Annotated in this window: 13 protein-coding genes and 1 riboswitch; of the genes, 3 read left to right on the top strand and 10 right to left on the bottom strand. The window is 46.8% G+C overall.

Going from position 1 to position 12,605, the window contains the following annotated elements; all coding sequences use genetic code 11:
* Positions 1-63: 63 nt before the first annotated feature.
* A complete protein-coding gene (locus ACYRYG_RS00790) occupies positions 64-630 on the bottom strand; it encodes a sigma-70 family RNA polymerase sigma factor (protein WP_293418639.1) in 567 nt (188 codons plus the stop codon).
* A 156-nt stretch (positions 631-786) separates the two neighbouring features.
* Here ACYRYG_RS00790 and ACYRYG_RS00785 point away from each other — a divergent pair, with 156 nt between their 5' ends.
* Positions 787-1,782: a patatin-like phospholipase family protein gene (locus tag ACYRYG_RS00785; RefSeq protein ID WP_293418641.1), complete on the top strand. Its 996-nt coding sequence runs from the start codon at positions 787-789 to the stop codon at positions 1,780-1,782.
* 12 nt (positions 1,783-1,794) lie between these two features.
* On the opposite strand, the gene ACYRYG_RS00780 is transcribed toward ACYRYG_RS00785, so the two are convergent.
* From ACYRYG_RS00780 to ACYRYG_RS00740, 9 genes are all read right to left on the bottom strand, one after another.
* Complete coding sequence (locus tag ACYRYG_RS00780) at positions 1,795-2,145, bottom strand: DUF4377 domain-containing protein (RefSeq protein ID WP_293418643.1); 351 nt, start codon at positions 2,143-2,145, stop codon at positions 1,795-1,797.
* Between the two features lie 404 nt (positions 2,146-2,549).
* Entirely contained in the window at positions 2,550-3,050 is a 501-nt protein-coding gene (locus tag ACYRYG_RS00775; RefSeq protein WP_294076985.1) for a cob(I)yrinic acid a,c-diamide adenosyltransferase, read from the bottom strand.
* Positions 3,051-3,068: 18 nt separating this feature from the next.
* The gene (locus ACYRYG_RS00770) at positions 3,069-4,079 is read right to left on the bottom strand and encodes an iron chelate uptake ABC transporter family permease subunit (protein ID WP_293426748.1); all 1,011 of its coding nucleotides are present in this window, start codon (positions 4,077-4,079) and stop codon (positions 3,069-3,071) included.
* 75 nt (positions 4,080-4,154) lie between these two features.
* On the bottom strand, positions 4,155-5,282 hold the full coding sequence (locus ACYRYG_RS00765) for an ABC transporter substrate-binding protein (protein ID WP_294075741.1): 1,128 nt from the start codon (positions 5,280-5,282) through the stop codon (positions 4,155-4,157).
* A 12-nt stretch (positions 5,283-5,294) separates the two neighbouring features.
* Positions 5,295-6,359, bottom strand: coding sequence for a YncE family protein (locus ACYRYG_RS00760; RefSeq protein WP_293422728.1), 1,065 nt, complete (start codon positions 6,357-6,359; stop codon positions 5,295-5,297).
* A 76-nt stretch (positions 6,360-6,435) separates the two neighbouring features.
* The gene (locus tag ACYRYG_RS00755) at positions 6,436-8,421 is read right to left on the bottom strand and encodes a TonB-dependent receptor plug domain-containing protein (RefSeq protein ID WP_460197319.1); all 1,986 of its coding nucleotides are present in this window, start codon (positions 8,419-8,421) and stop codon (positions 6,436-6,438) included.
* A 57-nt stretch (positions 8,422-8,478) separates the two neighbouring features.
* Positions 8,479-8,663, bottom strand: a riboswitch (cobalamin riboswitch).
* Between the two features lie 90 nt (positions 8,664-8,753).
* Entirely contained in the window at positions 8,754-8,927 is a 174-nt protein-coding gene (locus tag ACYRYG_RS00750; protein WP_460197318.1) for a hypothetical protein, read from the bottom strand.
* A 44-nt stretch (positions 8,928-8,971) separates the two neighbouring features.
* Complete coding sequence (locus tag ACYRYG_RS00745) at positions 8,972-9,616, bottom strand: deoxynucleoside kinase (protein WP_293428927.1); 645 nt, start codon at positions 9,614-9,616, stop codon at positions 8,972-8,974.
* Between the two features lie 43 nt (positions 9,617-9,659).
* Positions 9,660-10,307 carry a deoxynucleoside kinase gene (locus ACYRYG_RS00740; RefSeq protein WP_293417093.1) on the bottom strand — a complete coding sequence of 216 codons (648 nt, stop codon included), beginning with the start codon at positions 10,305-10,307 and terminating at the stop codon, positions 9,660-9,662.
* A gap of 234 nt (positions 10,308-10,541) precedes the next feature.
* Between ACYRYG_RS00740 and ACYRYG_RS00735 the strand changes: the two genes are divergently transcribed.
* Together ACYRYG_RS00735 and ACYRYG_RS00730 are read left to right on the top strand one after the other, a co-directional pair.
* Complete coding sequence (locus tag ACYRYG_RS00735; RefSeq protein ID WP_293417095.1) at positions 10,542-11,414, top strand: sigma-70 family RNA polymerase sigma factor; 873 nt, start codon at positions 10,542-10,544, stop codon at positions 11,412-11,414.
* A 295-nt stretch (positions 11,415-11,709) separates the two neighbouring features.
* Positions 11,710-12,585: a sigma-70 family RNA polymerase sigma factor gene (locus ACYRYG_RS00730; protein ID WP_293417097.1), complete on the top strand. Its 876-nt coding sequence runs from the start codon at positions 11,710-11,712 to the stop codon at positions 12,583-12,585.
* The last annotated feature ends 20 nt before the right edge of the window (positions 12,586-12,605 follow it).

Here is a 12,605-nt window from a genome sequence, read left to right as displayed (position 1 = left end):
ATTTCTATAAAAAATTTTGTTCTCCACCTCTCATGATCCTCTATCGCGGGAACACCTCCTGATTCACAGTATCGGAAGAAGTGCAGAGGCCTTGCTTAACTTCTTCAAGGCCTTGTCCCTGATCTGGCGTACACGCTCACGTTTCCATCCGTTCTTCTCCCCTGTCTGCGCCATCGTGAGCCGGTCCTCTCCTATTCCATAAAGGCTGCGAATGACAATACGCTCCCTGTCATCCAGTACGGAGAGGAGTTTCCTGACATCGTCTGAATCGGCATCTGCCTGTAATCGCTCGTCCGTTCGGGGAGTATTCTTGTCTTCCAGGACATGCTGGAGCCTCATCGTGCTGCTCTGACTGCCTCTGGGCACTTTTTCATCCAGGCTTCTCGTAGCTTTTAACCCATAACTTTTCAATGCCTTTTCTATAGATCCCTTTATAAATCCTGACGCATAGTTTACAAAACGCTTGGACTTGCTCGAATCAAAGGTCTGGGCTGCCTTGATCATCCCCATATTTCCTTCTCCTACCAGATCTTCCAGATCTAATCCTTGATTCAGATAGTTGAGGGCCAGGGAATGGACATATCCCTGATTATCATTGATGAGTTTCTGTATGGTTTTCTGATCGTTCATAATAAAGTGATTTTTATTATTCTCATTCACAAAGATAGGCAAATAGAATGAGATCGGAAGAATTCATTCACTATCTTTAACAAATATGAGGGCAAAATCAGAGGAACAAAATAGGACAAAATCGTACCTTTGCAACTGTCAAGTTAATAAGGAAAGATGAAAACCAGAAAATTCATTCTCATTCTGATGGTCCTTGCGCTCGCTCTTCCCGCCGGCGCGGGGAATCCCGAAGGCAGGGAAAGGCTGAAGGTCGGACTGGTCCTCGGGGGCGGGGGCGCCAAGGGGGCTGCTGAAGCGGGAGCGCTGAAGATCATTGAAGAGGTGGGAATCCCAATTGATTATATTGCCGGAACAAGTATTGGATCCATCGTCGGAGGACTTTACGCCTGTGGCTATCGTTCCGCTGACCTTGATACGCTCTTCTGCTCCAGGGACTGGAAGACACTTCTGGCTGACCGGAATGTAGAATATCATACGGACATCCTGAGGAAGAGGAAGGGTATAACCTATTTCTTCGGTTATCCTGTAGGCAGGAAAAAGGACAAATCAGATGGCCGGAATCTCGGAGTAATAAAAGGTGACAGTTTGACCGCCCTCTTTGACCGTCTTACCCAACGGCCTGATTCGATGGATTTCCGAAAGCTCCCTATTCCCTTCTGTAGCGTTGCCTTTGACTTGTCTACCATGAAAGAGGTGGACCTCACCTGCGGCCGGCTGTCGCAGGCAATGCGTGCCAGCATGTCTATACCGGGCATTTACAAACCTGTGCAGATAGGAAACTATCAACTCATTGACGGTGGTGCATTGAATAACCTGCCTGTTGACGTGGTACGGACTATGGGGGCCGATGTGGTCATAGCTATAGATCTGGCACAGGAAAAACAAGAAGTAAAAGAGAAAACCATGAATTATCATCTGAAAGGATTTCGCCTTCTCCTGGAATGGCTGAAACGACGCCCTGACCTGATCAAATATAACCAGAATGTCAAGGACTGTGATGTATATATCCACCCAGACCTGAAGGAGTTTGACGCGACCAGTTTTTCTCTTCGGAAGATTCGGAAGATGATACGACGGGGTGAAAAAGCAGGAGAACGGGCAAGAGCCCAACTTGTTGAACTCAAGAAACGAATATACGCGCATCATAACTAATCTCAGACAGGATCACTTATCCCACAGATTAGATGGAAGGTTGTCTGATTTCTTTGGTACTTTGGATAGTACTTTCAGACACACATATCCCTGATATTCAGTACGAAAGCCTGTCGGTTGGACTTTCAATGTATATTCAAATCCTGGCTCATAGCTGAAGTCATCTATGATTATGGATCCATCCCAACTGTCATTTGTTTTTTTCTTGATTAAGAAACAGGGTTCTTGCTTTCCAAGTTCTGGATCATAATAGGTGGCTCTGGAAGATGCTACAGTTATTGTTTCCGTATGATCATCCGAAGAGCTACAGGATATGAACATAAAAATGATGCCAAAAAATAATAAATATAAATATTTCTTCATGATAATAATACTTTAAATTAGTTAATAAATGTATAAACTGAAGAAAGATATACTTCTTCACTAACTTATTCCTTTAAACTATCTCAAAAATTTCATTAATACACCTCCTTTTAGTATTGGTTAGCAGAATGGAATATTAGACTATATATTTTCTTTAACACCGTATATATAATTCATTTTTCTACTCCTTTGAGCAAATAGATTAAGTACTAATAAAAATACATATTTATTATGACATATTTATTTTATATCTATATACATTAATTTATACTTTATTAAGTATATAAACCTTAGACCATTTTTCTAATGATTACCTATGGCACATTATTCAGGAATCCACGTTCCTGCCAAGATAGCCAAGGCATCTTTTGCCAGAGGGTCTGAAAAGAGATTCTGCTAAAAATTCATTTCATGCACAAAGCCAATGCGAAGAAATAATCACTTAAGCGATTCATATATCTCAGGATACTTTTATCTATCGGATAAGAACGGTTGAGTGTCCATAGGCGGCGTTCGCAGGTACGAGTTTTACTTCGCGCCAGATGCAGACAAGCCGATAAGAGAGTGCCACCAGGAAGTACAAAATGGAATTTTTTATCACCCGATAGTTCATCGATTTGATGCTCCAGTTGCTCCGTGTCCTTTATTAGGAAAATATCATCGACAGAATTTCCAGCAGGCATAGCGATAATGCTCATAATCTGCATCAGATGAGTCTGGATATCCTGCAACTCTTCCTTCTGCTCACGATCTTCACCCAATAAGGCAGTGACCACCCCAATGAGTGAATTGAGTTCGTCAATCTCTCCATTGGTTTCAATGCGGATATCATCTTTGGAAACTCGCAATCCCTGTCTCAGGGAAGTTTGTCCGCCATCACCTTTCTTCGTATAAATCTTAACCATAATCTTATTTTCTGATATTCATCTTTTCTTCGCAATCACATAGATAATAACCGGAGCCCCAATCAGAGGAGTGACGGCATTGAGTGGAATAATCCCATTATCACCGGGTAAGCAACAGATCATATTGCAGAATAACGCTATAATGGAACCTGTCAGGAGTGTTGCCGGGAGCAATTGCCTGTGATTGGCTGTCGTAAGGATCAAACGAGCAATATGTGGTGTAGCCAGACCGATAAAAGCTATCGGACCACAGAATGCGGTAGTGACAGCAGTGAGGATTCCCGTAACGATCAACAGCCAATTGCGCACCTTCCGTGTGGAAATACCCAGATTCTCGGCATACTGTTCACCGAGGAGAATGGCGTTCAACGGCTTGATCAGCAGGATGGAAAAGAGGAGTCCTGCCAGCGTAACGGTCACAAACACCGGCAGATCCTGCAACGATACATTTCCGAAATTCCCCATTCCCCACACCATATACGACTTCACACCTTGATCGGACGCAAAGAAATTGAGCAGGGATATGGCCGAACTGGACAGATAACCGATCATGATGCCGATAATCAGGAGCATCACGGAACTATGCACAAGAGTAGAAAAGAAGAAAATGATGCCCGTGACGGCCATTGCCCCGATAAAGGCTCCGGACAAAACGGCCATGAACCCGGAGATGCTGTAAGATCCGGCCGTGACCGTGCCCCCCATAAGCAGCATGACAATGGCAACAGCAAGCCCTGCGCCACTGTTGATCCCGAAGATGTCAGGACCGGCAAGGGGATTTCGAAAGGCCGACTGCAGAAGCAGGCCGCTCACGGCAAGAGCAGAACCGGCTAAAGTGGCGGTTATGGCTTGCGGCAACCGGGAGTCAATGATGATAAAACGCCAGGTATCATTCTCCTGACCGTTTCCTGACAGGATTCTCACAACATCACCTATCGGAATCTTCACGCTTCCGACAGCCAGATTCAAGACAAACAGGATCAACATGAGGATGCCTGCCAGGATACAATATTTCACCCCTCTGCTCACAATTGTACAAAAGTACCTATTCTTTTTGAAATGGAAAAATTATTCTATGTCCTGATCGCCAGATAACTTGAAAATCTATCTCAGATGCTGATAATACAGCAATCCTCCCAAATCTACTCCTGGATGAAGCATCTGGATCAGATCCTTCAAGAGGAAATCGGGCCGGAAAGGCGTCTGCTCAAAATACGGAACCGTCGAACTGTTACATTCGTAGATCTCTCCGGTCCGAAAAGCTTTCAATGCTCTATATCCCGGATATTCCTGGAGAAGTTGGGCTTTTGTCATCGGCTGAGCACCGTCATATTTGAATGCCCAGACGTCAGCATTTCCGGCTTTGTCCAGGACCTGCTCGAAAGACAGCGACAGACTCCCACTGTGTTTGTCCCGGGCAAAGGCATACTGTCCGTGGGCGTCTGCAATCATCCGCCCCACCGTACTTTCCCCGCCGGGGCAATACCATACACTGCCCGTCTTGCGCTCCGTCAGGATAGATCGTCCGACAGGCAATGCAGCAGCCTTCCGCTCCAGGGATTGATAAGTACGACTCACGACAAGGAACAGGGAATCAGCCCTTTTCTCACAACCGAAAAGCAGACCGTAAAACTTCATCCATTCGGCCCTGCCAAGGGGAGAGGTCTCCATATAGTCAGCACATTCCACAATGGGAATTCCCAATGTCTGGACCTTGCCATATCCCCCGCTGTTATCAAACGGTGAAAGGAACAGAGCCTGGGGTTTCAAACTGATGATCCTCTCGATCGTCGGGGACATACTATTGCCACAATCGGCAATCTTTCCTCTCTTCACCCGGTTCTGAATGTCCGGGATAAGGATATATTTCAGGTCACAGACCCCTGCGATAGCATCCGCGGCATGAAGATACTCCAGAAGTTGGCAATGGGCTGTCGTCGAGATGACACTGCGGCTGACGGGTATGCGGATCTGGTCTCCGGGAGGCAGATGACAAGGGACCGGCTTCTCTGTTTTCGGTATGAGGATATAAGTATGCAATAATTGCCCGTTTTTCCAGGGATTCCTGATCTTAGCCACAGTATAGCCCTCATATCTGACGAGGGAAATGTCCCGGGCATACTTAAAGGCAATAGTGTCTCCTCCTGCCCCTGAATCTCCCGTGCGGGAACCTCCACAGGCAGCAAGGAGGGCACAGACAGCAAAGGAAAGGATATATCGCAGATTCTTCATTCCGTCAGGAGTTTAGTTGACCTTGCCATTCGGATTGAACACAACCTGCTCGGTACCATATCCTACATTTGTCAGCGTGCGCAATTTGTTACCGTTGCTGTCAAAGACATAAATGGAACAAGGAGCACTGTAACTTTCATTATCGACCACATAAATCTGACCCGTGGAAGGATCGACGCTCACCTGACCAGGATCCTTGACGATGCTCAGTCCTGACAGACTCGTTGTCTTACCGGTAGAGAGGTCATAGCGGAAATAGGTCGGCTTCGGCTTTGTGGAAGAATAGGCGTCAAAGATGCAGACCAGGGATGAGGACAGCGGATCGTAAGCCATGGTGGAAGCGGATGTGAGAGAGGTCACCTTGCCGGTAGCAACATCAATGACCTGGAGCAGATTATCCGTAAAGTCCAGATCACTGATCAGGAACACTTTGCTGCCCACGGCGATCATCTGGTTATAAGGATCCAGAGCCACCTGTATATCCTTGGTCTTCTTGAAAGAAGCTTCATCGATGACACTCACCGTGTTCCCTGTCCCATAGCCGGAATTGGCTACATAGATCTTACCGTCGGCAACCGCCAGGGCTTCAGGATGATCCCCCACCTGCACACTGTCATCAACGGTATAGTTGCTGGCATTCATCCGGTAGACATAACCGGAATAGGCTGTGAAATACACCTCGTTGCCATCAGCGATGATATAACGTGGAGACCGGTTCTTCATGGGCACCGTCTTGATAATTTCCCCGTCCATCTTCAAGACTTCGACCTTATCACCGGTGGTCGAGGTGACAAAGAGTTGGCCATCTGCGATCGCCAGGTCCTGGGCATCCCCGATACCCTTGCCGTTGCAGGCCTTGTAGATGTCCTTCATCACCCATGATTTGTCAGACATATTGAGGCTCATGACTGCTCCATCATTCGCATTCCAGTTGCCATTGTTCACGATATAGGCATAATTTGTGGTAGAGGTGGCATTGGAATCAGTAATTGATTTTGTGTCATCGTCATTGCTACAAGCTGCCAGACTCAAAAGCGCCGCTAAAAGCAGGGGCAGTTTCCATACATTCTTCTTCATTTTTCCTTATACTTAAAATTGATTATTCTGTTCTGATGATCTGATGATAAGAATGATACCATCACATTACTCCCTTTTAGAATTTCCATTCTGCCTGCAGGCGGAAACTGGTTCCAGACATGGGATAAAACCGGATGACCTCATAGTTCTTTCCCCCAAGGTTCAGGACATCCAATTGCAGGCGCAGGGTATGCCTTCGGAGAGGGAAACTTCTGGAAAGGGACAGGCTATGGTCCAGGATGCTCGGCAGATGGTTTTCCGGTCCGTTGTAGTTCATTGTATACCTCGTGCCCGTCAGTACCAGGTTATAGGTCAAGTCAGCCCATGGGGAATGGATCATCACGCTGGCACTCCCCGCATTCCGCGGGGTATAAGCGATCTGGTTATTATACGTGGCACTTCCGCGGGTGGTCCTGTCCACGGCATGCAGGTAATCGTATGTCAGCAGAAGATCAGAGGACCACCCTTTGCACCAGATGAGACTGGCGTTCATGGTCACGTCTGCTCCCAGGGAGCGCACCTTTCCCAAATTGGTCATTTTCCAGATAAACATGGTCGGTACGGCAACGATCTTATCCGTTACCAGACCATAATAGGAATCGGCTGTAAAGGTGATATGATCGACGATCCTGGACAGATGGCGTGTCCAGGTGACGCCGAGATTCCACTGCCTTGTCTTCTCCGGCCTCAAGTGGGTATTGCCGATGAGCAGGTAATAGAGATCATTCAGCGTGGGAGCTCTGAAAATGTCCTTATAGGAAAGGCGGAAACGGAGTGCCTCCGCAAAGGGTTGCCATGACAGGCTGAAGGCCAGACTCAGGCGGTGCAGGTTCGGAGCTGCATTTCCTTTCCTCACCTGCTCATGGATATAGGTATAGAGAAGGGAGGCCGTGGCGGTCATCCTGTCCGTCGCATATTTTACGGCTGTGGCGGTCAGAGAACTGTGACGGGATGGATAAGGGCAATTGCGCAGAGTGGTAGACAGATAGTTGTACTGGCAGTCCTGGGCCACGGAGCCACTCAGCCTCCGCGTGAAATGATACAGCCCTGTAGAAGTGAGATAGACCTCATTCTGGCGGAACCGGTCCTCTGTCGGTCCTGAAGCTGGGACATTGAAATCGCGCATCCAGGAATAATTCCACTTAGCGGCCGACTTCATCTTGAAACGGCCAGAGAAGCGATTCTCATAGAAGGCCTGTATGAACACGTTCTTGTCCGTGAGCTTCTCGGCACTATAGGTATTGTCATAAATGATCCCGCCGGGAAGCCCGCGTTTGGAATCGAACCCATAGACCTTGACATGAAGGTCTTGGCGAGGGCCGATCAGCCAGGCCAGGTTCATCTCTCCCCGCCATGCGTCCACCCTGCTGTTGTTCCGCTTCTCATCGATTTCATGGGTACCGTTCATGAGATGATAACGGTAATTGCCGTCGACATGCTGGTCACTGAAATAGGACGAAAGACGGAGTTTGCTGCCTATCCATCCGGAAGTCAGGAAGGAGGGCTGGAAGAGGCTGTACGAACCGGTCTTTATCGTTCCGGAACCGGTAAAGGGATGAACAGGATTGAAACGTTCTTCCTGATCAGTAATGATATTGATGGTACCCGCAGAGGCATATTGCCGGGCACTCTCGTAAATATCATCCTGCTGACCGATGGTCAGATACAGCCACGAGACATTCTCCAGGGTAAAACGGGAGAGGTCTACCTGTCCGGACTGGCAGTCGCCTACTTCGACGCCGTCATAGCATACGCCGGTATGCTGGGCACCGAGTCCCCGGATATTTACGGTCTTCAGCCCTCCTACTCCTCCGTAGTCCTGGACCTGGACCCCTGCAAAATGCTTTAAGGCTTCAGACACATCTGCCACTCCCATCCTTTCCATCTGAGAACGGTCCATAACCTGTACCGGCGAACCGGATTTCAATGGGGATGGTATGGAGGCAGCTTTTACTTCCACATCCTGAAGTAGGTGAGAACGTAATGTATCTTTCGGGGTCTGCGCCGGTAACACACTGGCTCCTGCCATCATCGCAAGAGCCGTAATGAGAATTCTATTCATGAAATCTCGCAAATTTTATTCACTCGGATGAGTCCTGGTCCCTCTCCTCGGAAGGAACAAGAAAACAGACAACTGGCAGGTCTTCTGACTTGCAGCCTGGTCACGGAACCACCTTCCCGGCAATGCCCAGTGGTGAAATGTTCCGCTCAAAAAAGGCTGCACACAGCAGCGGGACTGTTCAGGTTTTTTACCTGATTCCCTTTTTGATCAATGGTATATGAACCAACTGTCATTTGCAAAGGTACACAATATAATTGAATTCCACAGGATTTTTCTTTCTTTTCTGATCACCGGTCCTCTCTTTCGACACAAGAACACCTTCTGAATTCATGTTAAGATCTCTGTCTGCGGACTTTCACGATTGTGATCAGAAAATGCCTCAATGGTACACCGGGATGCCCCCAATGGTACATACAGATGCCCCCAATGGTACATACAGATGCCCCCAATGGTACATAGAGATAGTTCCGATGGTACATTGAGATGGCCCCGATGGTGCATATCATCCTGCCGGAGATATAACGATAAGGACAGAAAACAAGTTTGAATTTTAAAATCTGATGGGACAAGCACCCTTATCCAACGGGAACAGACCATAGAGTTCACTGTCTATACGATCTGTAATTTTCCGGAAATCCTCAATATTCTCCTGAAAACGGAGACGATCTCCATCAACCACCATCAGATTGCCCTTGTATCCATCAATCCATTTCTCGTAGCGGTCATTCAGTCCTTTCAGATAATCAATGCGGATTCCCTTTTCGTACTCTCTGCCCCGCCTTTCAATATGGTCGACAAGGGTAGGCACGGAAGAACGGATATAGATCAGCAAATCCGGTAATCGGACCAAGGAAACCATCAGATCGAACAGATCGATATAATTGTCAAAATCACAATCGCTCATCAGCCCCATGTCATGGAGGTTAGGAGCAAAGATACGGGCATCTTCAAATATCGTTCGGTCCTGGATGATCGTGTCCTTGCTCTTCAAAATTTCAACAACGTCCTTAAAACGTTTGCTGAGAAAATAAATCTGGATATTAAAGGACCAGCGCTTCATGTCCTTGTAATACTCCTCAAGGTAAGGATTATTGTTCACTGGCTCGAAATGAGCTTTCCACCCATAACGTTTAGCCAGCATTTCCGTCAGCGTAGTCTTTCCTGCGCCTATGTTTCCAGCAACTGCAATATGCATTTTTTCAGAGAGTTAAGATAAATTGATTCAACAGAAAATATAATTAAAGGACCGGCGGAACCGGCTTTTGTGCAGAGGAGAACAGACCATAGAGTTCTGCATCAATCCGATCCGTAATCTTCCCGAAATCACGAGGCAGATGCTCAAAGTCGATCGCATCAACTTCCACGACCATTGTCCGGCCTTTATAATGATGGAAGATAAAATCCTCATAGAGCAGGTTCAGATTAGTCAGATAATCCAGAGTGATGGTCCGCTCATAGCTGCGGTCCCTTTTCTCGATGTTCCTGACCAGATGGGGTACGGAAGAACGCAGGTAAATCATCAGGTCTGGTAATTTGACCACTGACATCATACATTGGAAAAGTGCCATATAGGTATTGAAATCCGTATCATTCAGGAATCCCATCGCCTTATTGTTAGCTGCAAAGACATAGACCCCTTCAAAAATGGTACGGTCCTGGACCACCGTCTGGTCAGTATCCCGGATTTTCAGTAAATCCCGGAACCGTTGCTTCAGGAAATACACTTCCATGTTGAACGACCAGCGCGGAATATCCTGATAGTACTCCTCGATATAAGGATTCTGCTCCACCGCCTCCAGCAATTTCTTCCAGCCATAATGACGGGACAGCATATTCGTCAAGGTCGTCTTCCCACTCCCGATATTTCCTGCTATTGCGATATGCACTTCTTCTTCGTCTTTTGCTTGCAAAGGTAGGTAAAAAAACAAATAGTGAAGAACGAAAACTTGAAAAAAGTAAAAAGTGTACAATGTTTGCAACTGAAAAGGAAGAATTTCTTATATATTGACAAATGTATCGATTTTATTTGCTAATTTTGCATTCGCATTTTGAATAGAGTAAGGCGAAATGCAGTTATATACAATAGGATATCAAAAAAAAGATAGTTTGAGGTAATGGGAATGAGACAACTGAAAATCAACAGAAGTATTACAAATCGTTCGAGCGAGGCTCTTGATAAATACCTGGCTGAAATTGCGCGTGAACCAATGATCACCGTAGATGATGAAATCGAACTGGCTGAAAAGATCAGGAAAGGTGGCAGAGGGGGCGAACGGGCTAAGGAAAAATTAGTCCGCGCGAACCTGCGGTTTGTAGTCTCCGTAGCCAAGCAATACCAGCATCAGGGACTTTCCCTGACTGACCTTATTGACGAGGGGAACATCGGGCTGGTCAAAGCTGCTGAAAAATTTGACGAAACCCGTGGCTTTAAATTCATCTCGTACGCAGTATGGTGGATTCGCCAGAGCATCATGCAGGCCATTGCCGAGCAAAGCCGGATCGTCCGCCTGCCCTTGAACCAGGTAGGTGCCGTGAGCAAGATCAGTCAGGCCACGAGCAAATTTGTCCAGAAGCATAACCGCCGCCCTTCCGTGCAGGAACTCTCCGAAATCCTGCACATGGATGAGATCAAGATAGAGCAGAGCCTGAATGCTGACTCTCACCACATGAGCATTGATGCCCCATTCGGAGATGACGACGATAACTCCATGGCTGACGTACTGGCTTCCGGAAGTGATTCCAGGACAGACCGCCAGGTAGATTATGAATCTATGAAAATAGACCTGGACAAGGTGTTGAATGGTGTATTGAAAGACCGCGAACTGAAAATACTGAAGGCCTGTTTTGGCATAGGATGCCATGAACGTGGCCTCGAAGAAATAGGTGAGGAATTCGGACTGACGCGGGAGCGTGTACGGCAGATCCGGGAAAAAAGCATTGCGAAGATCCGGGAAAGCGGCAATGCGAAGATTCTGATGAAATACCTGGGATAAAAACAGACAACACTTGACGGGAAAGAATCCGTCAAGTGTTTTTTTTGACCTTAATAAAAGAAAGTACAGAGAAAATTCTGAATATAACCGACGGTTCCTTCTCCTGAGGATGAAAGCGTAAACATGAAAAGCGGAATTAAGTTAATTATCGATAATTATGGGTATAAAGCCCTGCTTTTCTTGCAATAAACTGCACCATCATGCGTTTATAGAGAGATGAGCATCCATAGGAACTACTTTTTATGCTGTTCTGGTACATTTTTTGCAGCGATAACCTTTTGAAAAAACTAAAGACATGAGACAACTGAAAATACAAAAAAGCATAACCAACCGTGCTAGTGAATCATTGAATAATTACCTGGTAGAAATTGGGCGGATCCCAATGATTTCAGTAGACGAAGAGACCCAGCTCGCCCGCCAGATCAAGAAAGGGGGCAAGGAAGGAGAACGTGCCAAGGACAAACTTGTACGTGCGAATTTGCGCTTTGTCGTCTCCGTGGCCAAGCAGTACCAGCATAAGGGGTTGTCTCTTACTGATCTCATAGACGAGGGAAATATAGGGCTGGTGAAAGCTGCCGAAAAATTTGATGAGACCAGAGGTTTTAAGTTCATCTCCTACGCTGTATGGTGGATCCGGCAGAGCATCATGCAGGCTTTGGCCGAACAGAGCAGGATGGTGCGCCTGCCTTTGAATCAAGTAGGCGCACTTTCCAAAATCAATGCAGAGATCTCTAATTTCGAACAAAAACACCAACGCAAGCCTTCTGCAGATGAACTGGCAGAACTGACGGATATTAATATTGATAAGATAGACAAGGCCATGAAGGCCGATAATCATGAGATGAGCATTGACGCCCCCTTCAGCGATGATGATGACAACTCGATGGCTGACATGCTCTCATCCGATGACGATGATACCCGTACCGATAAGCGGGCTGACGAAGAGTCCATGAACTATGACATTGATTCCATCCTGAACCAGGTCCTCAGGCCACGTGAAATCTCCATTATCAAAAAGAGTTTTGGTATCGGGTGCTCACAGCAGGGGCTCGAAGAAATTGGCGAGAGCTATGGGTTATCCCGCGAGCGGGTAAGGCAGATCCGCGAAAAAAGCATTATGAAGATACGCAACAGCGGTTATGCCAAGATCCTGACGAAATATCTGGGATAACCGCCTCACTCTGCCCTCTT

The organism is Segatella asaccharophila (assembly GCF_054687055.1).
This window is presented reverse-complemented; position numbering and strand designations above follow the sequence as displayed.

Excerpts from the sequence above, each read along its gene's own strand:
- ACYRYG_RS00790 (WP_293418639.1), bottom strand. The coding sequence starts at position 630 with ATGAACGATCAGAAAACCATACAGAAACTCATCAATGATAATCAGGGA.
- ACYRYG_RS00785 (WP_293418641.1), top strand. The coding sequence starts at position 787 with ATGAAAACCAGAAAATTCATTCTCATTCTGATGGTCCTTGCGCTCGCT.
- ACYRYG_RS00780 (WP_293418643.1), bottom strand. The coding sequence starts at position 2,145 with ATGAAGAAATATTTATATTTATTATTTTTTGGCATCATTTTTATGTTC.
- ACYRYG_RS00775 (WP_294076985.1), bottom strand. The coding sequence starts at position 3,050 with ATGGTTAAGATTTATACGAAGAAAGGTGATGGCGGACAAACTTCCCTG.
- ACYRYG_RS00765 (WP_294075741.1), bottom strand. The coding sequence starts at position 5,282 with ATGAAGAATCTGCGATATATCCTTTCCTTTGCTGTCTGTGCCCTCCTT.
- ACYRYG_RS00760 (WP_293422728.1), bottom strand. The coding sequence starts at position 6,359 with ATGAAGAAGAATGTATGGAAACTGCCCCTGCTTTTAGCGGCGCTTTTG.
- ACYRYG_RS00755 (WP_460197319.1), bottom strand. The coding sequence starts at position 8,421 with ATGAATAGAATTCTCATTACGGCTCTTGCGATGATGGCAGGAGCCAGT.
- ACYRYG_RS00750 (WP_460197318.1), bottom strand. The coding sequence starts at position 8,927 with ATGATATGCACCATCGGGGCCATCTCAATGTACCATCGGAACTATCTC.
- ACYRYG_RS00745 (WP_293428927.1), bottom strand. The coding sequence starts at position 9,616 with ATGCATATTGCAGTTGCTGGAAACATAGGCGCAGGAAAGACTACGCTG.
- ACYRYG_RS00735 (WP_293417095.1), top strand. The coding sequence starts at position 10,542 with ATGAGACAACTGAAAATCAACAGAAGTATTACAAATCGTTCGAGCGAG.
- ACYRYG_RS00730 (WP_293417097.1), top strand. The coding sequence starts at position 11,710 with ATGAGACAACTGAAAATACAAAAAAGCATAACCAACCGTGCTAGTGAA.